The sequence below is a fragment of the Paenibacillus macerans genome, assembly GCF_050565405.1.
In the GTDB taxonomy this organism is placed as follows: Bacteria; Bacillota; Bacilli; order Paenibacillales; family Paenibacillaceae; genus Fontibacillus; species Fontibacillus macerans_B.
In genome coordinates this window covers 91,977-113,201 of sequence record NZ_JBNYYG010000007.1, presented here as the reverse complement: position 1 = coordinate 113,201, position 21,225 = coordinate 91,977, and the positions used below count along the sequence as shown (strand labels likewise).

At 56.2% G+C, this 21,225-nt stretch carries 19 protein-coding genes; 7 read left to right on the top strand and 12 right to left on the bottom strand.

Annotated elements, in window-relative coordinates:
- Positions 1-58: 58 nt before the first annotated feature.
- Positions 59-2,437, top strand: coding sequence for an alpha/beta hydrolase family protein (locus ACQ4N8_RS07660; protein WP_430703747.1), 2,379 nt, complete (start codon positions 59-61; stop codon positions 2,435-2,437).
- A gap of 82 nt (positions 2,438-2,519) precedes the next feature.
- On the opposite strand, the gene ACQ4N8_RS07655 is transcribed toward ACQ4N8_RS07660, so the two are convergent.
- Complete coding sequence (locus ACQ4N8_RS07655; RefSeq protein ID WP_430703746.1) at positions 2,520-3,074, bottom strand: GbsR/MarR family transcriptional regulator; 555 nt, start codon at positions 3,072-3,074, stop codon at positions 2,520-2,522.
- A gap of 347 nt (positions 3,075-3,421) precedes the next feature.
- Between ACQ4N8_RS07655 and ACQ4N8_RS07650 the strand changes: the two genes are divergently transcribed.
- Genes ACQ4N8_RS07650 through ACQ4N8_RS07640 form a run of 3 tightly spaced genes read left to right on the top strand, consistent with a single transcriptional unit; the run spans position 3,422 to position 6,423 of the window.
- Positions 3,422-4,672: a quaternary amine ABC transporter ATP-binding protein gene (locus ACQ4N8_RS07650; protein WP_430703745.1), complete on the top strand. Its 1,251-nt coding sequence runs from the start codon at positions 3,422-3,424 to the stop codon at positions 4,670-4,672.
- Entirely contained in the window at positions 4,632-5,474 is an 843-nt protein-coding gene (locus tag ACQ4N8_RS07645; RefSeq protein ID WP_430703744.1) for an ABC transporter permease, read from the top strand. The genes ACQ4N8_RS07650 and ACQ4N8_RS07645 overlap by 41 nt, the downstream gene beginning before the upstream one ends.
- A 1-nt stretch (position 5,475) precedes the next feature.
- The gene (locus tag ACQ4N8_RS07640) at positions 5,476-6,423 is read left to right on the top strand and encodes a glycine betaine ABC transporter substrate-binding protein (RefSeq protein WP_430703743.1); all 948 of its coding nucleotides are present in this window, start codon (positions 5,476-5,478) and stop codon (positions 6,421-6,423) included.
- A 143-nt stretch (positions 6,424-6,566) separates the two neighbouring features.
- Here ACQ4N8_RS07640 and ACQ4N8_RS07635 read toward each other — a convergent pair whose 3' ends face one another.
- Entirely contained in the window at positions 6,567-7,892 is a 1,326-nt protein-coding gene (locus ACQ4N8_RS07635; protein WP_430703742.1) for a glycosyltransferase family 2 protein, read from the bottom strand.
- A gap of 158 nt (positions 7,893-8,050) precedes the next feature.
- Between ACQ4N8_RS07635 and ACQ4N8_RS07630 the strand changes: the two genes are divergently transcribed.
- The gene (locus tag ACQ4N8_RS07630) at positions 8,051-8,230 is read left to right on the top strand and encodes a YjfB family protein (protein WP_430703741.1); all 180 of its coding nucleotides are present in this window, start codon (positions 8,051-8,053) and stop codon (positions 8,228-8,230) included.
- A gap of 157 nt (positions 8,231-8,387) precedes the next feature.
- Here ACQ4N8_RS07630 and ACQ4N8_RS07625 read toward each other — a convergent pair whose 3' ends face one another.
- From ACQ4N8_RS07625 to ACQ4N8_RS07615, 3 genes are all read right to left on the bottom strand, one after another.
- Entirely contained in the window at positions 8,388-8,834 is a 447-nt protein-coding gene (locus ACQ4N8_RS07625) for an ASCH domain-containing protein (protein WP_430703740.1), read from the bottom strand.
- A 16-nt stretch (positions 8,835-8,850) separates the two neighbouring features.
- A complete protein-coding gene (locus tag ACQ4N8_RS07620) occupies positions 8,851-9,681 on the bottom strand; it encodes a patatin-like phospholipase family protein (protein ID WP_430703739.1) in 831 nt (276 codons plus the stop codon).
- A 133-nt stretch (positions 9,682-9,814) separates the two neighbouring features.
- Entirely contained in the window at positions 9,815-10,054 is a 240-nt protein-coding gene (locus ACQ4N8_RS07615; RefSeq protein WP_430703738.1) for an RsiV family protein, read from the bottom strand.
- Between the two features lie 240 nt (positions 10,055-10,294).
- Between ACQ4N8_RS07615 and ACQ4N8_RS07610 the strand changes: the two genes are divergently transcribed.
- Positions 10,295-10,966, top strand: a complete 672-nt coding sequence (locus ACQ4N8_RS07610; RefSeq protein ID WP_430703737.1) for an SOS response-associated peptidase — start codon at positions 10,295-10,297, stop codon at positions 10,964-10,966.
- Between the two features lie 10 nt (positions 10,967-10,976).
- Here the strand turns inward: ACQ4N8_RS07610 and ACQ4N8_RS07605 are convergent, their stop codons facing one another.
- Both ACQ4N8_RS07605 and ACQ4N8_RS07600 read right to left on the bottom strand, forming a co-directional pair.
- Complete coding sequence (locus ACQ4N8_RS07605) at positions 10,977-11,237, bottom strand: DUF6171 family protein (protein ID WP_430703736.1); 261 nt, start codon at positions 11,235-11,237, stop codon at positions 10,977-10,979.
- Positions 11,238-11,242: 5 nt separating this feature from the next.
- On the bottom strand, positions 11,243-12,739 hold the full coding sequence (locus tag ACQ4N8_RS07600; RefSeq protein WP_430703735.1) for an alpha-N-arabinofuranosidase: 1,497 nt from the start codon (positions 12,737-12,739) through the stop codon (positions 11,243-11,245).
- A gap of 187 nt (positions 12,740-12,926) precedes the next feature.
- Here ACQ4N8_RS07600 and ACQ4N8_RS07595 point away from each other — a divergent pair, with 187 nt between their 5' ends.
- Positions 12,927-13,874, top strand: coding sequence for an ArsR/SmtB family transcription factor (locus tag ACQ4N8_RS07595; protein WP_430703734.1), 948 nt, complete (start codon positions 12,927-12,929; stop codon positions 13,872-13,874).
- A gap of 38 nt (positions 13,875-13,912) precedes the next feature.
- Here ACQ4N8_RS07595 and ACQ4N8_RS07590 read toward each other — a convergent pair whose 3' ends face one another.
- Genes ACQ4N8_RS07590 through ACQ4N8_RS07570 form a run of 5 tightly spaced genes read right to left on the bottom strand, consistent with a single transcriptional unit; the run spans position 13,913 to position 21,208 of the window.
- Complete coding sequence (locus ACQ4N8_RS07590) at positions 13,913-16,189, bottom strand: glycoside hydrolase family 95 protein (RefSeq protein WP_430703733.1); 2,277 nt, start codon at positions 16,187-16,189, stop codon at positions 13,913-13,915.
- A gap of 44 nt (positions 16,190-16,233) precedes the next feature.
- Positions 16,234-17,253, bottom strand: coding sequence for a zinc-binding alcohol dehydrogenase family protein (locus ACQ4N8_RS07585; protein WP_430703732.1), 1,020 nt, complete (start codon positions 17,251-17,253; stop codon positions 16,234-16,236).
- Complete coding sequence (locus ACQ4N8_RS07580; protein ID WP_430703731.1) at positions 17,250-18,215, bottom strand: aldo/keto reductase; 966 nt, start codon at positions 18,213-18,215, stop codon at positions 17,250-17,252. Before ACQ4N8_RS07580 ends, ACQ4N8_RS07585 begins: the two co-directional genes overlap by 4 nt.
- 18 nt (positions 18,216-18,233) lie before the next feature.
- Positions 18,234-19,073 (bottom strand): amidohydrolase family protein, encoded by an 840-nt coding sequence (locus ACQ4N8_RS07575; protein WP_430703730.1) that lies wholly within the window; start codon positions 19,071-19,073, stop codon positions 18,234-18,236.
- A gap of 20 nt (positions 19,074-19,093) precedes the next feature.
- Positions 19,094-21,208: a glycoside hydrolase family 36 protein gene (locus ACQ4N8_RS07570; RefSeq protein ID WP_430703729.1), complete on the bottom strand. Its 2,115-nt coding sequence runs from the start codon at positions 21,206-21,208 to the stop codon at positions 19,094-19,096.
- Positions 21,209-21,225: the final 17 nt, after the last annotated feature.

The window sequence follows — 21,225 nt, the reverse complement described above, 5'->3', positions numbered from 1 at the left end:
TCCCCTGTTCCTCCCGTCAGCCCGGGCATGATACAATAAGGGCAGAGGAGACTACTTTTTGGGGGAAACCATGGAACTTCAGGTATGGAGTGAACTGATCCAAAGCAAACCGACGCTCGGCTCCCGGATCGCCCGCCGCATCCGGGGAGCCTACCGATACGATACCGCCTTTTGGCGATCCGCCGCTGCCGGCCCCTGGGGGGCCGGCATGTTCGCGTTTATCCTCCTGGCCTTGGGCATGCCGACCGGACTCAGTGCGGCCATCGACATCCTGCTGTTCATGCTGGCGGGAACGTTGAGCCTGTTCCTTGCGGCGCACCTGACGGCCTTATTGCTGGCCTTGATTGGCCTGCCGATCCCCCGATTGTTTGCGGGAATCGTATTGTTCGACCTGCTCGCCGTTTTTTTTATTTTCGAATATAATGAAGTTTCGTTTGCCGCCGCGGCGGTCGTATCCGCCGTCGTCACCCTGGCGGGAATCGCGGTCGGGCTAGCGGCGGGAACGATGGCCAACGGGCGTATCCGGCTCCGTCATAAAGCCGGAGTCGTAGGGCTGATCGCCCTGCTCGTACTGGTTGCGGCGGTCTGGCCGAATGCCTCCGAGGATACTGCGGCCGTGCCGGCGTTTCACAATGCGGATACGGACGGAGGTTTGGCGGAAGACCTGGATTCGGCCGTTCCCGCAACGATCGTGCCGGATTTATCCGTAACGGCCGACAACCCGGCCGAACCGGGGCCTTACGAGGTATCTACTTTTTATTACGGGAGCGGCAAAGACGTTTGGCAGCCGGAATACGGCGCTGACGTCGACGTCAAGTCGAAGCCGGTCGATGCCTCCGCCTACATCAAGAAATGGTCGGTCTTCCGTACGACCTATTGGGGATTTAACCAGCGTGCCTTGCCGGTGAACGGCAGAGTGTGGATGCCGGATGCGGCTGAGGGGAACACGGATAAGAGGCAAACCTATCCGCTGGTTTTGATCGTCCATGGCAATCACCTGATGGAGGATTACTCCGACGATGGGTACGCCTATTTGGGGAAATTGCTGGCCAGTCGGGGGTTCGCGGTCGTGTCGGTGGATGAGAATTTCCTCAACTATTCCGTGTGGAGGGGAATTCCCGATAACGACATGAAGGTTCGGGCCTGGATGCTGCTGAAGCATCTCCAGCAAATCGGCGAGTTCGCCGCCGAACCGGGCAACCCGTTCTACGGGAAAATTGATTTCGGCCAAATCGGCCTGGCGGGCCATTCCCGAGGGGGCCAAGCCGTGGCGATGGCCGCCGATTACAAGAACTGGTTCAGCGGGGACGCGGCGTTGCTCAAGAGCCTGGAACCGTTCCGCATTCGGGCCGTGGCCGCCATTGCCCCGACCGATAAGAAGGTCGACGGCAAATATACCAAGCTGCGGAACGTCAGCTATTTGACGTTGCAGGGCGCGCGGGACGGAGATGTCAGCGATTTCGACGGCGACCGCCAGTATATGCGGACCTCCTATTCTCCGGAATCCGACCGATTCAAGGCTTCAATCTATATCGCCGATGCGAACCACAGCCAATTCAACAGCAGCTGGGGCGGCCGCGATGTCAGTTATCCGAAAGGCATCTTGCTCAGCCGGGACGGCATGCTCTCCCCTGCCGAGCAAAGAACCATCGCCAAGGTGTACATCTCGGCCTTTTTGGAGGAGTCGTTGGAGCGTGCGGACGAATCGTCGTCCGGAGCGGCCCCCGGCCGGTACCTTCCGCTCCTGCAGGATTACCGCACGGGCCTTGCCTGGCTGCCGCATACGGCTTATTATAACCGGTTTGAGAGCGGGGCATTTACCGCTTGGGCCCGATATGACGAGGACATGAACCGGATGACCCTGCCCGGCGGCGGAACAGCCGAAGCCGATGGGCTGGGCTGGAAGGAAGAGGACGCCAAGAACCGGCAAAACTCCAGCAAGCCGACCCGCGGCATCGTGCTGGAACGCCCGTCGGACAAGAGCGAGCCCTCCGACTATTCCTTAAGCTGGAAGCAAAGCGCGCCGTGGCCTGCTGCCGATATGCCGGAATGGCTCGCTTTCTCCCTGACCGACCGCAGCTTTGAGCTGGAACCTGAGGGCTCGCCGGATGCGGCTTTGGCCTCGGGAGCAACGAAAATCGAGGTCGAGCTGGTCGACGCAGGCGGCGGAACCGCCCGGTTGCCATTAACGCAGTTCGGTGACCCAACCCCGTTGCCCGTTACCGCGTTCACGATTCATCCCTGGCTCGACCGGCACCTGTCGGACGGCAAATACAAGCGTCCGACCGAAGCGGTGTTCCAGACGTACCGGCTGCCGCTGGAGGCCTTTGCATCAGCCGGCTCGGACTTTGATCCGGGCGCCGGGATCAAGCGGCTCACCTTCCGCCTCAGCGGGAGTACCGCCAAAATCATGCTCGATGACATCGGCGTTTATTAAAAGCACGACAAAAAACGCTTCATTCCCGATGGCCCGCTGGCGGCAGGTCGGGAATGAAGCGTTTATTTTTGGGGAGTCGGCCTTATTCGGTTTCTTTGGGCACCAGGTTATAGATTTCTCCGCTTTCCATCGCATCGATCAACCGGTCCAGCCACTCGTAGTACTTGGCCGCTTCCTTGATCTTGCGCACGTCCTCTTCCAGCACTTGGCGAATCGGGCCTTCCGGCTCACAAGCCAGGGCTTTGTTCATTTCGTCAATCGAGCGGCGCAGCACCAGAATGTTGCTCTCCACCGCTTTCCTCCATTTTATCGCGAAAAAGTCCGTAAAGGTCTGGTACCAGTCGTATTCGACTTCATATAAGTCCTTGCGGGAGCCCTTCTCCCACACTTTATTCACCATTTTGAGATCCAGTAAGGTCCGCACGCCCGTGCTCATGCTCGTTTTGCTCATCTTCATTTCCATGCCCATCTCATCCAGGGTCATCGGCTTGTCGGCAAAAAACAGCAATCCATACAAATGTCCGGTCGATAAAGAAACGCCGTATAAGTCCATATTACGGCCAATCGCTTCTATGACACGCTTGCGTACTTTCATTAATAAAACCTGCTGCTCTGATGTGAGCTGGTCCAAGCTCATGCTTGCAACCTCCTATCGTTTTGCAAACCATCTCTGGCTGTAAAGGCGTCGTTACCGCTTAGCTTACGGCGATACGCGGTCTAACGCTTATTCTATCTTAAGAAAAGCAAGGCCAAAAGTAAAGAAGCAGCCTAGGTAGCATTTGGGAGCATACCGGAGTTATCCGTTGAATCCTTATGTTCAGTTTTTTCTGTACGTTCCTTACGTACGGATTTGGACTTTGATTTACGAACGTTTGGTCTGTTACACTTACGTCACGGGTTGATGCGATGTCGCCTCGTCAGGCTTTCAGCCGCCGCGAAGTCCGATATCGAAGGGTACGAGTTTAGAAAGCAAGGAGTGAATGTATGAATCAGGAAATATTACGCGTTCAGGAAGTAAGCAAATTGTTCGGCCCGCATGCGGAACAGGGCATTCCATTATTGAAGCAAGGCTACACCAAAGATCGTCTTCTGAAGGAAAAGGGCATCACGGTGGGCGTAGGCCAAGTGAGCCTAGACATTCGCGAGGGGGAAATTTTCGTCATCATGGGCTTATCCGGCAGCGGCAAGTCGACGCTCGTTCGGATGCTGAACCGGCTCATCGAACCGACGTCCGGAGAAATCCTGCTGCACGGACAAGATTTGCGCAAAATGAACAAAGCCGAGCTGCGGGAAGTTCGGCGCAAATCGATCAGCATGGTATTCCAGAAGTTTGCCTTATTCCCCCATCGAACGGTGCTGCAAAACGCGGAATACGGTCTGGAAATCCAGAAGGCCCCCAAGAAGGAGCGCCGGGAAAAAGCGATGCAGGCGCTGGAGCTCGTCGGTCTTAAGGGCTGGGAGAGCCAATTGCCCGACCAGTTAAGCGGCGGGATGCAGCAGCGCGTCGGACTCGCCAGAGCGCTGGCGAACGATCCGGAAATTTTGCTGATGGATGAAGCGTTCAGCGCGCTGGATCCGCTTATTCGCCGCGATATGCAGGACGAGTTGCTGGAGCTGCAGGAGAAAATGAAAAAAACGATCGTGTTCATCACCCATGACCTCGATGAGGCGCTGCGCATCGGCGACCGGATCGCCCTGATGAAGGACGGTGCGCTCGTACAGATCGGCACGCCGGAGGAAATGCTGATGAACCCCGCCAACCGCTATGTCGAACGGTTTATCGAAGATGTCGACCTGTCCAAGGTGCTGACCGCTTCCCGCGTCATGCGCCGGCCGGAAACGGTCACGCTGGACCGTGGACCGCGGGTAGCGCTGGAGTTGATGCGCGAACGGGGGATTTCCAATCTGTTCGTCATCGACCGCGGCAAACGGCTGCTCGGCGTCATTACCGCCGAGGACGCTTCGCAAGCGGCCAAAACGGGCGGCAGCCTGAGCGATATCCTGATCCAGGATGGCCCCCGGGTCAGCCCGGACACGGTATTAAGCGATTTGTTCGAGGTCACGAGCTCGTCCAAAGTTCCGCTCGCCGTCGTCGACGATCAGGAACGACTGCTTGGCGTAATCGTGCGGGGCGCCGTGCTGGGTGCGCTGGCCGGCGAAAACCAACAACACGAAGCGAAGGAGGTGACCGCAAATGAAGTCGATACCGAGATTGCCGCTGGCCGATTGGATTGAGTCGCTCGTCGACGGAATGGAGACGTATTTGGGCGGATTTTTTGACGGCTTGTCCACGTTTATCGAAACGGTCGTCGATTTCTTCGCCGGATTGTTCCTGCTCCCGCATCCATTGTTGTTTATCGCCATTATCGGGATTCTTGCTTATTTGATCGGGAAATGGCAGCTGACCCTGTTTACGGTGATCGGGTTTCTGCTGATCGACAACCTTGGCTTTTGGGAAGAGACGATGAACACTTTGGGCCTGGTCATCACTTCAGGGCTGATCTCGATCCTGCTGGGGATCCCGATCGGGATCTGGAGCGCCTACAGCAAGCTGACCCACCGGATCGTATCGCCGCTGCTCGATTTCATGCAGACGATGCCGGCGTTCGTGTATCTACTGCCGGCCGTCACCTTCTTCAGCTTGGGCGTCGTGCCGGGGGTCATCGCTTCGGTGATCTTCGCCATTCCGCCGACGATCCGCCTCACCTATCTCGGGATCAAACAGGTATCCGGGGAACTGACGGAGGCGGCCAATGCCTTTGGCTCCACGTCCTGGCAGAAGCTGTTTAAGGTTGAGCTGCCTTTGGCGATGCCAACGCTGATGGCCGGCGTGAACCAGACGATCATGCTGTCGTTGTCCATGGTGGTTATCGCGTCCATGATCGGGGCGCAAGGGATCGGGGCTACCGTCTATCGGGCGGTCACCCAGTTGAAAATCGGCGCAGGATTTGAAGCCGGCCTGGCCGTGGTCGTGTTGGCCATCGTGCTGGACCGCTTTACGCAAAACTTGTTTAAATCCAAACAAAGGGGAGATTAAGATGAAAATGAAGAAGATGAGGAAACTGTTGGTGCTTGCAGGTTTGGTTGGAGTCATGGCGCTGTCCGCTTGCGGTCAAGCGAACAATACGGCGGCGGGCAACGGGAATGCCGCAGCCGGAGGTGCGGCAAACGAAGGCGGTAACGCCCCGGCTAGCGCTGTCGGCGAGCAGGTTGACCACGAAATCATCGGCATCGACCCCGGCGCAGGCATCATGAAAGCGACAAGTGCCGCTCTCGAGCAATATGAACTCAGCGACTGGACGTTGATCGAGGGCTCCGGCGCCGCCATGACGGCGATGCTGGATAAGGCGATCAAATCCGAAGATCCGATTATCATCACCGGCTGGACGCCGCACTGGATGTTCGCTAAATACGACTTGAAGTACCTTGAAGATCCGAAAAAAGTGTACGGAGAAGCCGAGGAGATCCATACGGTTGTACGAAAGGGGCTAAAAGACGATCAGCCGATCGCTTATGAGTTCCTCGACCGCTTCGAGTGGACCTCCGACGAGATGGGCGCGATCATGACCGCCATCCAGGAGGGCCAGGACCCGGCCGAAGCGGCCAAAGCCTGGGCGGACAGCCACGGCGACCGCGTGGACAGCTGGACCGAAGGCTTGGCGCCGGTGGACGGCGATAAGTTCAAGCTTAGTTATGTGGCATGGGATTCGGAAATCGCGAGTACAAACCTGTTGGAATACGTGCTGGAAAGCAAGCTGGGTTACGACGTAGAATCCCTTCAAGTCGAGGCGGGACCGATGTGGACCGGGGTTGCCAGCGGCGACGTCGATGCGACTGCCGCAGCTTGGCTGCCGCTCACCCATGCCGACTACTGGGATAAATACGGCGAGCAGTTGGAGGACCTTGGCCCGAACATGACCGGCGTCAAAACCGGCCTGGTGGTTCCGGCCTACATGGAGATCGATTCGATCGAGGATTTGAAATAACCGATTTGATGCACACAGAGAAGAAGCCACCCCTGCGCGGGGTGGCTTCTTCATATATATCAATTAAGAAGAGGGAGTATCTAAAGGATAGCACCTCTTCCTTAAAGGAACATTACAGAAACCTGAAGAATTGCTTAATTTTCTTATTTCCAGATTCTTTGCCGCTGCAGCAGCTCCTGAACATAACCATAAACGGACACCGGGCTCATCACCATTTGATACGCAAGCACGTAAGCAAAGAAACCGAATAGGTTTTGGCGGATCCGCAGGTTCAACGTTTGGAAGACCCGTTTTTGATAGCGGTAGAGAATGTAGTTTTGCAGAAAAGTCAGCGGCAGTACCAGCAGCGTCGCCGGCCCCACGATCCAGTAGTAGCCGAAGCAGGCCAATACCAGCCCCGGCAACCAGCAAAAGGTATAAACGAGGTCCAGATAAGGCATGACCAAGTTGCAGCCGGTCAAGTATTTGGCGTACACGGAGGGTTGGTTCCACGGCTTCAGGAATTTCAAGGCTTCGATCATCCCGCGGGCCCAGCGGCTTCGCTGCCTCACCAAATGGCGGAAAGACTCCGGAACGTCCGTAAAAGCAACCGCTAACGGCTCGAAATACACTCTCCGACGATTGGCCAGAAACTTCCACGTCAGGACGATATCTTCGCCGATCGCGTCCGGCCAGCCTTCAACCTCGCGAACGGCTTCCGTCTTGTACAGCGAAAAGGCCCCCTGCGCCACCAAGGTTCCCTGAAACATCCCCTGCAGCCTTTTGATGCTGGCAATGCCGAGGAAATAATCCCACTCCTGAATTTTGGCCCAGAAATTATGACGGCTGTTGCGGACGAGCATTGCCCCCGCGACGGCGCAAATATCCGGCGGCGCCATGGCCATGCGCGTCACGATGTGTTTGAGCGCCAACTTATGCAGGAGCGTGTCCGCGTCAAGCGTGATCATGAGCTCCGTCTCGACGAAGCCCAGCGCGGTGTTGAGCGCATGGTGTTTGCCCGGCTTGTTCTCCCCGATCACGAGTAGATCCATCTCCAGCTCCCTGCCCGCGGCTCTGGCCCATTCCGCCGTTCGATCCGAGGAGTTGTTGTCGATGACGATCACCTTGATCGGCCCCGGATACTGCTGCTCGGCCAGGTAAGCCAAGGTCGTCCGGATGCCCCGCTCCTCATTGTGGCAGGCGACCAGCACGGTAACCGGGAGTTCGGGACACTCGAAAGAAAGTGAAGGCTGCCGGTCCAGCAGCAGGCTCGTCACCATGAAAGCGTTCATGTATCCGGGGACGTAGGATATCCCCGCGATGATGAGGAGCGCTCCCGGCAACGTGATGAAACGCGCGAAATCGTTCAGCCAGGGCAGCGATACCAGAATGGAGAAGACCATCCAAATCAAGGCGGCCGAATGGCTGATCGCGAACTTTTGACGTACGGAAATATAACGGCGTTCGGGATTATCGTAGCTGCGGCTCATGTTGTTCTCCCACGATGTGTTTGATAGGTCAAGTAGTTTCAATAGGCAATTGAATTCATTATAATCGGAGGGGAGCGAGGCTGTAAATCATTTCGGAGCCTGGCAAAATTTATCGTTTGCAGCAAAGTTGCCGATACATGTGATTAGGAGGTGACAAAATGGATATTGCTGCCGCATCGACGGTTATGAGCCAAGCCGCGCTTTCCCAGGCCGTTGGCATCCGTGTGCTTAGCATGGCTAAGAACCAGGCCGAAATCCAAGGTCAAAATCTCGTACAAATGATGGCGCAAAGCCAGGTTCACCCGAATCTCGGTAAAAATCTGGATATTAAAGTTTAGCGATAACCCCAAAACCCGTAAGGTCCTTGGCCTTGCGGGTTTTCCTTTTGGGCAGCGCCTCGCAGCAGTTCCGGTCCCCGGCTGAATTCAAGATTCGATGTCGACCCCACTTCTCGAGTTACCTCGTGATCAAAAGTTGACTTTTTGAACAACCTCTTCAACTCCCATTCGGCTCCCAGGTCCATAAGCCCTGCTTGCCGACGGCCGTGACGGGCCGCGGCAGCCTCTGAAGCTCCGTTAATTCCCAGGCATACCGTCCCGGCGTAAAATCGCCGAACCGGTATTCCTCCCCGCTCGCTTCCACAGTGCGATCCCCGCCGTCCAACAGCGCTCTCTCCCCATCGTTTCGCAGCACCGAAAAGCAGTCGTTCAACCGGCAGACCGCCACGACCGACCCCATCGGCAAACTGTCGGGGCCCGCATATCCGTGTGCCGCCAAGATGGAGCGGACCGGTTCCGTCTCGCAAGCCTCCCGATCCACCTGTTTGCCGGCATGAACGGCCAGCTCCCCGCGGTAATTCGTTTTCCACCCCCGCGTCTCCAACCGCTTTGCGCCGACCGCAATCAGCGTTGCCCAAGGTTGGCGTATCGTAATGCAGCGCAAACTTATCCCCCCTTTTTTACTCCCGGCGAAGCTCCGGATGATCCTCATCCGTCCACATCCCGGGCTTAATCCGCCGAATCTCCGCCTTCAGCTCATCCATCATCTGCTCGGCGGCTTCTTCGCCCGCCCTGATGCAGTCCGGCATTTTGGAAAAATCAAACGCGGAGACATGCCCTACCTCCGGCCGGATCACTACGTCGGCCAATCGCAGGCTGGTATGCTTCCGCTCGGCCGTCATCAAGCTGTAGGAGCGGTAGACGACCTCGATCATGTTCCGGGGCGGCTTCTTCTCATGCTCCCGGGTCACGTCAACGGCGATGATCAGGCCGGTATCTTTGCGCTTCAATTCCTGCACGGGCAAATTGTTTAGCACGCCGCCGTCGACCAGCATCTTCCCCTCCACGACCAAGGGCGCGAATACGCCTGGAAAAGCCGTCGTCGCCCGCAACGCCGTCCCCAGGTCGCCATGATCCAAAACCACCTGCTTGCCCTGCATCAAGTCGACGGACACGGCTTTGAACCGAATGGGAAAATCCTCGATTTGCAGCGTGTCCTTGCCATGCTGCTTAAGAAGCTCATGAACGGTGTTGTAGATTTTGTTGCCGCCGATCAGCCCGCGCTGGCGGATGCCCAAATCCATCAGCCGGTATTTCGGCGTATGGTTCAGCAGGTTTTCGATTTCGTCCGCCGGTATGCCCGCGGCGTATAGCCCGCCGATAGCGCCGCCCATGCTCGTTCCCACGATTTCGTCGACCGGAATCTCGTGCCGCTCGAAAGCCTTCAGCACGCCCAAATGGGCGAGACCCCGCACAGCCCCGCCGCCCAATACCAATCCTACTTGTTTCATGGCCATCTCCCCGTCATCCTTGTGATACTGAGATACATATTCTTCGGTGACGCCGGAAGTTCCTCCATATAACATCAAAAAGCAGCCTTAGCTCGATTGTACATCGAACCAAAACTGCTTTACCGGCGGCGGGTTATTTAAAGGCGGCGTAAGGGATGACGAACTCCGGCATGCCTTCGGCATAAGACGTATACTCGTATTGCGTGAAGAAGACGACGACCCCGTTCCGGTTCAGGAAATAGCCACGGTCCGGTTCGATCGATTCAAAAGGGGTTAACAGCTCCATGTTGCGGTTTTTGATTTGCTCCTTGATCCGTTTGTTAATGATCGAAACGTAATTCGGATTATCGTTGGCTGCGTCTTTCAACGACAACGCATTGCCCGTGGACAAATCAAACGTATACGGAACGCGGGCAGTAACGCCGTGAGCTCCCCCCAGATAAACATAATAAATCCACTTTTCCTTTCCGGATCCACTCGCTTGATGAAATGGAACACATACTAAAACGTAGGCTCGCCGGAAAAAGTTTCAGTTCAATTCCCGCTGCCGCGTTTATCCGGATGCAGATATGATTTAAAATAGGATAAGAACCTATAGCAAGGAGCCCTGAATATGTGCGGCCGATTTACGATTACGCTCTCCCTCGACGAACTGATCGTCAGGTACCTCATTTTGGAATCCCGTCTGGCGAAATTCGCGCCGAACTATAACGTGGCGCCGATGCAATTCATCCCGGCCGTCATTTCGGGCAAACAGGGGAACCGTCTCGGCGAATTGCGCTGGGGATTGGTGCCGTCCTGGGCCAAGGATGACAAAATCGGAGTCAAAATGATCAACGCCCGCGCCGAATCTCTAACCGAAAAACCGGCGTTTCGGAAGCTGCTGTCGTCCCGGCGCTGCCTCATCCCGACCGACGGCTATTATGAATGGCAGCAGCAGGCGAACATGAAGCAGCCTTACCGGATCGTAATGCGGGAAGGCGGCCTCTTCTCTTTTGCGGGGCTATACGACATTTGGAGCGATCCGAACGGCGACAAGTTAGCCACCTGCACGGTCATCACTACGGAGGCTAACTCGCTCATGGCGGAGATCCACCCTCGCATGCCCGTGATCCTTCGCAGGGAAGACGAAGCCGAGTGGTTGAATCGCGGCAATTCGGACGTTTCGTCCCTTCAAAAGCTCCTAACGCCTTACGATGCCGCGCAAATGAGAGCTTACCCGGTATCGCCGGTCGTCGGAAACGTAAGGAACAACTCCGAGGAACTGCTGGAAGAGGTGAAATAAGCGCGTTTCTTTACGCCCATAACCCGCCGTCCGGCAGCGGACAAGACCGCTCCTTCAGCCAGGCGACAACGGGAATGATGCAGCCGCAAGCGGCGCAGGTTATCCCGTCCGTCAGTTTGGGACAGGCGCCGCAAATCCGCAGCCTTTCTTGATACCGCTCCTCGCTTACCCTTCGCTCGGGCGCAAACGCCGTCGTCTTAAGCAACCGTTCGATTTGAGCCTCGGTGACCCGATAGTCGTCGCGGCAAGCTTTGCAGGAAGTGTCCGCCATCTGCGTTACGCCTCGGCCGCCAATTCCAGCGTCGTGACCGACATCGCCGGCAAGTTGACCGTCAGTTTGCCTCCCTCCAGCGCGAAGGCGTCGAACGGTTTCGGCACGACCGTATTCGGCTGCTCGAACGTATTGTGCGCATCGAGTTTGCCGCCGGCCAGCGTCGAACCCGTGATCGCCAAGCCCTCCGCAGCCAAGCCCCTGACGTCGATGACGACCTTCGCTTCGGCATCATGCTGCAGGTTGCAGAAACTGATGTGAATGTTCCCCTGCCCGTCGCGCGACGCCGTGGCCGTGACGGCCGGAATTTCGCCGTCATCCAGCCGGTAGCTGCCGCAGTCCAGCGAGAGATCAAGCAATTCGGCGTCTTGGTGAACCTTGTACATATCGAATACATGATACGTTGGAGTCAGAATCATCTTCTCGCCTTCCGTCAGGATCACGGCCTGAAGGACATTGACGGTCTGGGCGATGTTCGCCATGCGGACGCGGCCGTTGTGCTTATGGAAAATGTTCAGCGTAAGCCCGGCAACCAGTGCATCGCGGATCGTATTTTGCTGATACAGGAATCCGGGATTGGTGCCCGGCTCGACGTCGTACCAAGTTCCCCACTCGTCCACGATGAGCCCGACGCGTCCTTCCGGATCGTATTTATCCATGATCGTGCTGTGGCGGGTGATCAGTTCATCCATGCGCAGCGCTTTTCTCAACGTCGAGAACCAAGCCTTCTCGTCGAATCCGGTGGCCGGTCCTTTGTTTTGCCAGTCGTCGTTCGGCAGCGTGTAGTAATGCAGTGTAAGGGAATCCATGAACCGACCGGCTTCGCGCATCAGCACCTCCGTCCAGTTGTAATCGTCCGAGTTCGCACCGCAGGCGATCCGGTGGATCCGGTTTCCGTCATAGTTTCGGACGTAGGTCTGATATCGGCGATACTCATCCGCATAATATTCCGGACGCATATTGCCGCCGCAGCCCCAGTTCTCGTTGCCGACGCCGAAGTAGGTCGCCTTCCAAGGCTCCTTGCGCCCGTTTTGGCCGCGAAGCTCGGCCATCGGAGAGACGCCGCCGAAGGTCAGGTACTCGACCCATTCGGACATTTCCCGGACCGTGCCGCTGCCGACGTTTCCATTGATGTAAGGCTCGCATCCCAACTGCTCGCAAAGCTCCATGAACTCATGGGTGCCGAAATGATTGTTCTCGACCACGCCGCCCCAATGCGTGTTGACCATCCGCTTGCGTCCTTCCTTCGGCCCGATGCCGTCCTTCCAGTGATATTCGTCGGCAAAGCATCCCCCCGGCCAGCGCAGCACCGGAATTTTAATTTGTTTAAGCGCTTCCACGACATCGTTGCGGATGCCGTTCGTATTGGGAATCGGGGAGTCCTCGCCTACCCAGATGCCCTCGTAGATGCATCGCCCCAAGTGCTCGGAGAAATGCCCGTAAATGTTGCGGCTAATCGTTCCCTTGGCGGAATCGGCGTTGAGCACACCTTTAAGCGTCATCGATTGCTTCACTCCTTAGTTAATATTTTTATTAATAAAATAATAATATCACTAATATTATAGGCGCCACTTTCCACCTTCGTCAATTTATTTCCTAAGTTTTCTCGCAGTTTTTATATTGCTTGTCAAAAACACATCATTTGATTAATATAATTATTAACCAAACTATCGATAAGGTGGCACTCCCATGAAACTTGACCTTACTGAGAAGTCGCTTCCCGTTTATGAAGCGCTCTCGAGTCCCGTACGTCTGCATATCTTGCGCCTGTTGGCCGAGCGCTCGATGAACGTCAAGGAATTGGCCGCCGCGGCCGGTTTGTCGAGCGCGATCATGACAATGCATGTCCGCAAGCTATCCGAAAGCGGCCTGATCGCAACCCAAATGACGCCGGGCAAAAGCGGATTGCAAAAGATTTGTTCGCTCGCCGTATCCGGGGCGGAAATTCTTTTTCCTATGCAGACGGCAGGAGGGCGGCGTATGAGCCACCGGGTTGAAATCCCGGTCGGGCATTACTCCGATTTTCACATCGAACCGACATGCGGTCTGGCGACCATAAGCAACGTCATCGGCAGCTTCGACGACCCCCGTTACTTCTGGGAACCCGAACGAATCCATGCCGCCGTCCTTTGGTTCGGCACCGGCTTCATCGAATATAAGGCGCCCAATTATTTGCTGGCCAGTCAGGAGCCGCAAGAGCTGGTGCTGACGATGGAGATCGCCTCCGAAGCCCCAGGAACCAACGACAATTACCCTTCCGACATTACGTTCGCGTTTAACGGCAAAAGGCTTGGAGTCTGGACCAGTCCTGGCGATTACGGCGACCAGCCGGGCAAATATACCCCCGATTGGTGGCCGAGGCAAGCGAATCAATACGGTTTATTGAAACGGCTACGGATAACGGAGAAAGGTACGTTCATGGACGGGATGAAAATGTCAGATGTCACCATCCACGAGATCGACATCCGGAATAAGCAATGGACGTTGCGCTTATCCGTGGAGCCGGACGCCCGCTATCCGGGCGGTCTCACTTTGTTTGGCAAAGGTTTCGGAAACTATGACGAGCATTTGAGCGCGGAATTGTTTTATACAGAGAAGCAAAGAAGCAGCAATAAACGACTCTTTTTGATGTTGTGAACATTTTTTCCACCATGGCGCAGCGCTTCCTTTGCTGCTCACTCCCGACCTGCCTCACAGGCAAAACGTACAGAATAGGAGCGTCCGGCCTCTCCTTCAAACGTAACGGGGGCAAGACCAGGAGCAGCCATACGGCAAGGGCCTGAAACCGAGCACGTCACATTCGCTTCCGTAACCTGGCCTGCAGCCCAGGCAAAGTCAACGGTAAAGCCCCCACGAGCCCGAAGTCCCGTGACGCTCCCCTCGCTCCAACCGCCAGGCAAAGCGGGCAGCAGCCGGATCACCCCGGCGTGGCTTTGCAGCAGCATCTCGGCAATGCCCGCCGTTCCGCCGAAATTGCCGTCGATTTGAAACGGAGGGTGGTTGTCGAAAAGGTTGGGCAGCGTGGAGTGGTCGAGCAACTCCTTCACGTTCTCGTAAGTTTTCGATCCATCCTGCAGCCTGGCCCAGAAATTAATGATCCACGCCCGGCTCCAGCCGGTGTGGCCGCCGCCGTTTGCCAGCCTGCGTTCCAGTGTCGTCCTCGCGGCTGCGGCCAGCTCCGGCGTACGATCCACGCTAAAGCCTTCGCCCGGATAAAGGGCAAACAGGTGGGAGATATGGCGGTGTCCCGGTTCCGCCTCTTCATAATCCTCCATCCACTCCTGGACCTGACCGTATCCGCCGATCTGCGGTTTGGGCAGCCGCTCCAGGGCGGCGGCGAGATCACCGCGGAACGCCTCGTCCCGTCCAATGAGTTCCGCACTGCGGATACAGGCGTCAAACAGCGCTTCGATAATCTGAAAATCCATCGAAGCCCCCGCGCAGAGCACTCCCGTCTCGCCATTCGGCAGCTTATAGCTATTCTCGGGGGAAACGGACGGGCAAGTGATCAGGCGTCCTTCCTCGTCTTCGATCAAATAATCGAGCAGAAACAACGCCGCCTCCTTCATCGTCCCATACGCCCGGGCCAGAAAATAACGGTCTTGGCTGAACCGGTAGTGCTCCCACAAATGCAGGCACAGCCAAGCGGCGCCCATCGGCCAGAAGGAAGCCGGAAGATACGTGTCCTGCGGAGCCGTGTCCGCCCAAATATCCGTATTGTGATGCGCCGTGAATCCCCGGCAGCCATACATGACGCGGGCCGTAACCCGCCCGGGCTCCCTCATCCGTTCGATTAAATCGAACAGTGGCTCATGGCATTCGGCCAGATTGCAGTTTTCCGCCGGCCAATAGTTCATTTGCGCGTTGATATTTATCGTGAATTTGCTGTCCCAAGGCGGGGTAAAGCTGTCGTTCCAGATGCCTTGAAGGTTCGCGGGCAAGGAGCCCGGCCTGCTGGAGGAAATGAGCAGGTAACGGCCAAATTGGAAATAGGTCGCGATCAGCCCATGATCCTCTTCGCCCTTCCGGAGCCGTTCCAGCCTTTCATCGGTCGGCAGCAAGCTTTTGCCCGGACTCTCCGGCAACTCCAGGCCAACCCGCCCGTACAGCTCCCGGTAATCCGCGACATGCCGGGCCAGCAACTCGGCATAAGGAACCCGGCTCAGCTCATCCAACTGTCGTTTGCCGTAAAGCTCCGGGTCGGGATGCCGGAACGTCGTACCGGCTGCGAGCAGCAGCGTGACCGCATCCGCTCCTTCCACCAGTAAATACTCGCCCAAGGTCCGGCAGACCCCGCCTTCCGGAAGCGCCTTCAATACCGCACAAAAGGAGCTGCCTCCTTTGCCGCCGCATTCCCCGCGCATGACCAGCCCGCCAGGCTGCCATTTTTCCGTCTTCTCCAAGTATCTCCAGTCCCGGCGGTTAAACCGGGTCTTTAACGAAACCGCCTCCTTCTTGTCGGCGGAAATCCGGATGACGATGGCCTGATCCGGATAGCTGGCAAACAGCTCGCGGGTATACCGCACCTCGCCGATCCGGTAGCTGACCCGGGATACGCCGCACTCCAAATCAAGCTCCCGAACATAGTCCTCGGCAAGCTGCCCGTGATGGCCGAACGACAGCAGCAGATCGCCGAGCGGCAAATAGTGCCGTTGCGCTTCGGGCATCCCGGCCATCGTCATCGCCGCCAGTTCCTCCGCCTCCCGCAGCCGTCCCTCCATAATCAGCTTGCGGATCTCCGGCAAATGAGGCAGTGCATCTTCGTTGTTGCGGTCGCGCGGACCGCCGTACCATACGGAATCCTCGTTAAGCTGCAGCTTCTCCTCGGCCGTGTCTCCGAAGATCATCGCGCCCAGCCGGCCGTTTCCGATCGGCAAAGCCTCGTTCCATTCGGAAGCGGGCTTGCTGTACCACAATCGATGTTTCCGTTCCATGCTAGCCATGCTCGTCATGCTTCTCCTCCTGTCCGCCGGATGGGCGAAAATATGAGTTGCGTTTAGTCCAGCTCCACCAACGCTTTGATCACCTTCGATTCAGGCAGGAGCCAACCGTCGAACCGGCCGATCATGTCTTCGAACGCGCTGCGGTGCGTGATGTAACTGCCAATGTCCATGCAACCATCCGTTATGGCTGCAAGCACACGCTCAAAATCCTCCCGCGTGGCGTTTCGGCTACCCTGCACCGTCATTTCGCGCTCGTGAAAATCGGGATCGTTGAAGGTGATCGTGCCTTTTACCAAACCGACATAAGTCAAGGATCCGCCGTGGCCGACGAGCCCAAAAGCGCTCTCCATCGACGAGGCGTTGCCGGTGGCGTCGATGACAAATGCCGGAAAGCTGCCGTCCGTTAGCTTGGCCAACCGTTCCTTCGGCTCCCGGAGCGCATTCACCGTATGTTCGGCTTTCGCCCAAACCTTGCAAAATTCAAGACGCTCATCGTTCACGTCCATCGCGATCACCTTCGCGCCGGCGTATCCGGCCAGCGCCATCACGCCCAGTCCGATCGGCCCGGCACCGATGACCAGCGCCTGATCGCCGGCCCCCAGCCCCGAGCGCTTGACGGCGTGCGCGCCGATCGCCAGCGGCTCCAGCATCGCCGCCTGATCCAGCGTCAGCCCTTCCGTCTGGATAAGACAGGACACGGGCACGGCAATTCTCTCCCGCATTCCTCCGTCCATATGAACGCCGAGCACCTTCATATGTTGGCAGCAATTCGTTTTGCCGCTGCGGCAGGCGCGGCAATGGCCGCAATGCATGTACGGGATAACACTGACCTGGTCGCCGACCTTTAGCCCTTCCCGGTTGTCGCCGATTTGCTCGATCGTCCCGGCCAGCTCGTGTCCGAGCACTCGCGGGTAGGTAAAGTAAGGCTGGTTGCCCCGGTACGCATGCAGGTCGGTTCCGCAAATGCCGATCCTCCGGATCCTTACGATCGCCTCGCCTTCCCGCATTTGCGGCTCAGGCAGATCCTCCCGATAAACGAACCGTCCGATTTCCTCGCAGATAATCCCCTTCATGATAATCGCTCCCCGTTCTGCAGGGCCTGCTCGCCGCCCCAGTCCGGCCGTCCGCTCGGCCACGTTGCGCCGTCGATCGGCTTCAGGATCTCCAGCACTTCCTGCAGCAATTGTTCATCCATCGGTTCTTCCGTCCACAAAATATTGTTGCGGATATTATCCGGAGTTGCCGTGCTTACCAGCGTCGTCGGAATGCGTTCATCCGCTGTGGAATACTGGACCGCCAGCTTTGCGATATCCTCTCCTTTGCTCCGGCAATGTTCGGCGGCGCGCCGGCAAGCGGCCTTGATATCCTCGCCCGCGGGATGCCATTCCGGCACGTCCCGGTTGCTCAGCAAACCCATGGACAACGGCGACGCATTGATCAGGCCGGTCCCTTGCCGCTCCAGCAACGGCAGGAGACCGAGCAGCGTGGTATCGTTCAGAGAATAATGGCAGTACGATAAAATGACGTCCAGCGCGGTGCGGGACAACACCGTGTCGAACATATTCAAGGGCAAGCCGGATACGCCGAAGAAACGGATTTTCCCGGATTTTTTCAACTGTTCGAGAGCGGGAATCCCTTCCTCCACCACTTGCTCCAGCGAGCCGAACTCGATGTCGTGCAGCAGCAGAATGTCGAGATAATCCGTCCCCAGGCGCCGCATGCTTTCTTCCGCGCTCAGGATCAGCCTGTTTTTCGAAAAATCAAATTCGTCCTGTCCGTAACGTCCCGCTTTCGTGGACAACACATACCGGTCCCGCGGAATCGTCCGCAGCGCTTCGCCCAGCACGGTTTCCGCTTTCGTCAGGCCGTAATAGGGCGAAACGTCGATCAAATTGATCCCCATGTCGATGGCGGTATGAACCGTTCGCATTCCCTCATCCTTCTGAACGTCCCGGAACACGCCTCCAAGCGAAGACGCCCCAAAACTTAAAGCCGATACGTCCAGCCCCGTGTTCCCCAACTTTCTGTATTTCATCGCGTCGATCCCCCATTTTTAAAGTTCACTCAACTTGTAAAATTTAGCGGCGTTGCCGCCGAAAACAGCTTCGAACTCCTCCGGCGACAGCCGGTCTTGCAATGCTTGCCGGCAAATGTCTACGACTTCATCATAAGTTGCCGCCAGAAGACACACGGGCCAATCGCTGCCGAACATCACCCTTTCCGGGCCGAACAAATCAAGCGTCTCCTGGACGTATGCCGTGAAATCTTCCTTTTCCCAGCCCTTCCGGTCGGCCTCCGTCACCATTCCCGAGAGCTTGCAGTAGATATTCGGATACTGGGCAATTTCGGCCATATGGCTTCTCCACGGCTCCATGACCCCCGAAGCGATCGGCGGCTTCGCTAAATGGTCGACGACGCCCCGAAGCTGCGGAACCCGCTCCAGCAATTGGACAAGCTGCGGCAGCTGATTCGCCAGTACAAGCAAGTCAACCGGCACGTCCTGTTCCGCAAAATAGGAAAGTGCTTCTAAATAGGCGGAGGATAAAACGGTGTTCGGGTCCCCCATATCCTGGATCATTACGCGAAACCCGATGAATTTCGGGTGCTTGCAAAACCGCCGATATTGTTCCTTGAATAAAGGGTCCTCAAGATCCAGCCAACCGACCACGCCGGCGACGAAATTGGCCGTTTCGCTTAATTCAAGGATAAATTCGGTCTCCTCGATGGTTGGCGCCGCCTGCACCAGAATCGTTTTGCCGATGCCGTGTTTTTGCACATGCGGTTCAAGGTCGGAAGGTAAATAGTCGCGGAAAAGCACCGGAAGTTCCGGCGTAATCCAGCCGTAATCTTTTCTGTCCATCTTCCAAAAATGCTGATGAGCGTCTATACGCATCGTACCACCTCCATTCCACCCTATTGTGTGCCGGACCGCTTATTTCGAAGTAGGATGCAAACGGCCGAAAACGGTTTTCCCAAACGGCAGGAAATGTGGCCGTCTTCTACTTCGACATCCGCATTCTTGTCCGAAAATACCTGCGTAATTTCGTAATGCCCAAATGCAGGAAGAGGCAGCTTGATGCTTTCCGGAACGTCACCTCCAAAGGTATGCACAACAGCCATCATATGCGATCCTTGTTTGGATATGCGCATGATTCCTTGCCAGCCCTTGGGATGACGATAGCTGTGCACCGAAGGTCCGAATCGACGAGTCGTACCTTCCTTAATGATCGGAGAAACAAGCTTGTAGAAGGCGATGGCCTCGTCTACAATTTTCCACTGTTCTTCATTCAACTCATGGATATCGCCGGACAAACACATCCTGCCAAGCATCGTGCTGGCCAGCGAGTAAACCAAACGCTGCGAACTGTCATTTTTTCTAAGAACGGCCCAGATCTGGCTTTGCCTCGGCAAAATCACTCTATGCATATTCGCGGCAATCATCGGGATCTCCTCGCATTCATGCGCGTCCGAAAATGATGACATACTTGTAAGTCCCACCATGGAAGGCTCCAACCGGTGTCCGCCGGATGCGCAATTTTCAATCACGATATCGGGTACCTCTTGTTTAATCAACCTGAAAAAATCCTGGACCGCTTGCATTTGCTCGCGTAATCCTTCACCGAGCGATTCCGCGCCGTCACATCCGATGCCCAGATTATCGTTATAATCCACTTTCAAATATCCGAATCCATGTTCTTTCATAAAGCAGATCACTTTCTCTTTCAAATATTTGACGACAAAGGGATCACGGAAATCCCAAAACCGCCGGCCACCGCTCGTAATCGGCAAGCCATCCCGCTTTAAAAGATGATCGACCCTATGGAACGCCGCGGATTCCACGCCGCACACTTCCATTTCGAACCAAATCCCGGGAATCATCCCGCATTTTCGAATATGTTCGAGGGTTTGTTCCAGTCCTTCGGGAAAATCATGTTGGCTGACTTCCCAATCGCCCATACTGTTGTACCAGTTCGTCCCTTCTTTCTTATACCATCCGCTATCAATGACAAGATAGCGGATTCCCCTGTCTTTAAGCCGTTCGGCAATTCCGTAAAGATTCGCGGCCGACGGCGACCCCCAGGTTGTACAATACTCGTTAAAAATAATCGGCAAATCGTCTTCCACAGCTGGCCCATGTAATAGAGGACGATTCTGAATCCCGGTTAATCGGCCCGCCGCACAGTCAACATCTCCCACTACGGCGGTGAGATAAGCACTGGGGGTTTGAAACGTCTCTCCGGGACCGATCGTTTTGGTCCAATGGCCGAATTCTCTGTCCGCCAATCCGCCTGACAGGTACAAGGCGTTATCCTGTCTTCCGATCTCAATCTGCCAAGAGGCGGGATGGGCGATCTGAACCCCCCAAGACACGCCGGAGCGGGTATCCTCCAAAAATGCCGCCGGGAAAAATCCGCGAACCGGCATAGATCCGACTTGTCCGAATCGTAAACATCGTGTTCCATAAGGCGCCCAAGCCGGTTCAAGATTTAGTTCTTCGATTTTGTCGGAAATCAGGCGCCCTTCCGCAGACCACGAACTAAGGATACGGTGAAGAGTCAATGTTTCAGGAGCATCGTCTTCAGCAAACGGGGTAAGCCCTGTCAACGAGAACGATGATATCATTTCTACCGTAACGGGAACTTCGCTTTCATTCCGGATCACCGTAAAAGATTCCAGTGCTTGATACCCCGAATACCAGGTTAAATGATGCTCGACCCTGCATGAACTCGGGCTGCGCCATACGGATATAACCGTTGCGCTGTCATCGCGCTCAATCTTACGCTGCTCTTCAAATAACAGCGCGTCCATAGTTCCGCTGTTGCGCATGGAATGACCGTGCGCGAATCCGCCGGGATACTCATCTCCTATCCATTTGAGTTGCACTAAAGGATCCGCCTTGTATTTCTTCTCGCAGACATGGGATACCCTGGATTCCGGCAACAAGACCAGACCCAATTGCCCGGTTTGTCCATCTTTCACGTAACGCGCGATCATATCGTCGAACTTATGGTCAATCCAGTTTTCCATTCTATCCCCCACTTAAA

Bases quoted from the DNA above. Each gene is read 5' to 3' on its own strand.
- ACQ4N8_RS07580 (WP_430703731.1), bottom strand. From the start codon at position 18,215: ATGAAATACAGAAAGTTGGGGAACACGGGGCTGGACGTATCGGCTTTA.
- ACQ4N8_RS07620 (WP_430703739.1), bottom strand. From the start codon at position 9,681: ATGAAACAAGTAGGATTGGTATTGGGCGGCGGGGCTGTGCGGGGTCTC.
- ACQ4N8_RS07575 (WP_430703730.1), bottom strand. From the start codon at position 19,073: ATGCGTATAGACGCTCATCAGCATTTTTGGAAGATGGACAGAAAAGAT.
- ACQ4N8_RS07610 (WP_430703737.1), top strand. From the start codon at position 10,295: ATGTGCGGCCGATTTACGATTACGCTCTCCCTCGACGAACTGATCGTC.
- ACQ4N8_RS07635 (WP_430703742.1), bottom strand. From the start codon at position 7,892: ATGAGCCGCAGCTACGATAATCCCGAACGCCGTTATATTTCCGTACGT.
- ACQ4N8_RS07595 (WP_430703734.1), top strand. From the start codon at position 12,927: ATGAAACTTGACCTTACTGAGAAGTCGCTTCCCGTTTATGAAGCGCTC.
- ACQ4N8_RS07585 (WP_430703732.1), bottom strand. From the start codon at position 17,253: ATGAAGGGGATTATCTGCGAGGAAATCGGACGGTTCGTTTATCGGGAG.
- ACQ4N8_RS07645 (WP_430703744.1), top strand. From the start codon at position 4,632: ATGAAGTCGATACCGAGATTGCCGCTGGCCGATTGGATTGAGTCGCTC.
- ACQ4N8_RS07630 (WP_430703741.1), top strand. From the start codon at position 8,051: ATGGATATTGCTGCCGCATCGACGGTTATGAGCCAAGCCGCGCTTTCC.
- ACQ4N8_RS07655 (WP_430703746.1), bottom strand. From the start codon at position 3,074: ATGAGCTTGGACCAGCTCACATCAGAGCAGCAGGTTTTATTAATGAAA.
- ACQ4N8_RS07640 (WP_430703743.1), top strand. From the start codon at position 5,476: ATGAAAATGAAGAAGATGAGGAAACTGTTGGTGCTTGCAGGTTTGGTT.
- ACQ4N8_RS07570 (WP_430703729.1), bottom strand. From the start codon at position 21,208: ATGGAAAACTGGATTGACCATAAGTTCGACGATATGATCGCGCGTTAC.
- ACQ4N8_RS07590 (WP_430703733.1), bottom strand. From the start codon at position 16,189: ATGACGAGCATGGCTAGCATGGAACGGAAACATCGATTGTGGTACAGC.
- ACQ4N8_RS07600 (WP_430703735.1), bottom strand. From the start codon at position 12,739: ATGACGCTTAAAGGTGTGCTCAACGCCGATTCCGCCAAGGGAACGATT.
- ACQ4N8_RS07605 (WP_430703736.1), bottom strand. From the start codon at position 11,237: ATGGCGGACACTTCCTGCAAAGCTTGCCGCGACGACTATCGGGTCACC.
- ACQ4N8_RS07650 (WP_430703745.1), top strand. From the start codon at position 3,422: ATGAATCAGGAAATATTACGCGTTCAGGAAGTAAGCAAATTGTTCGGC.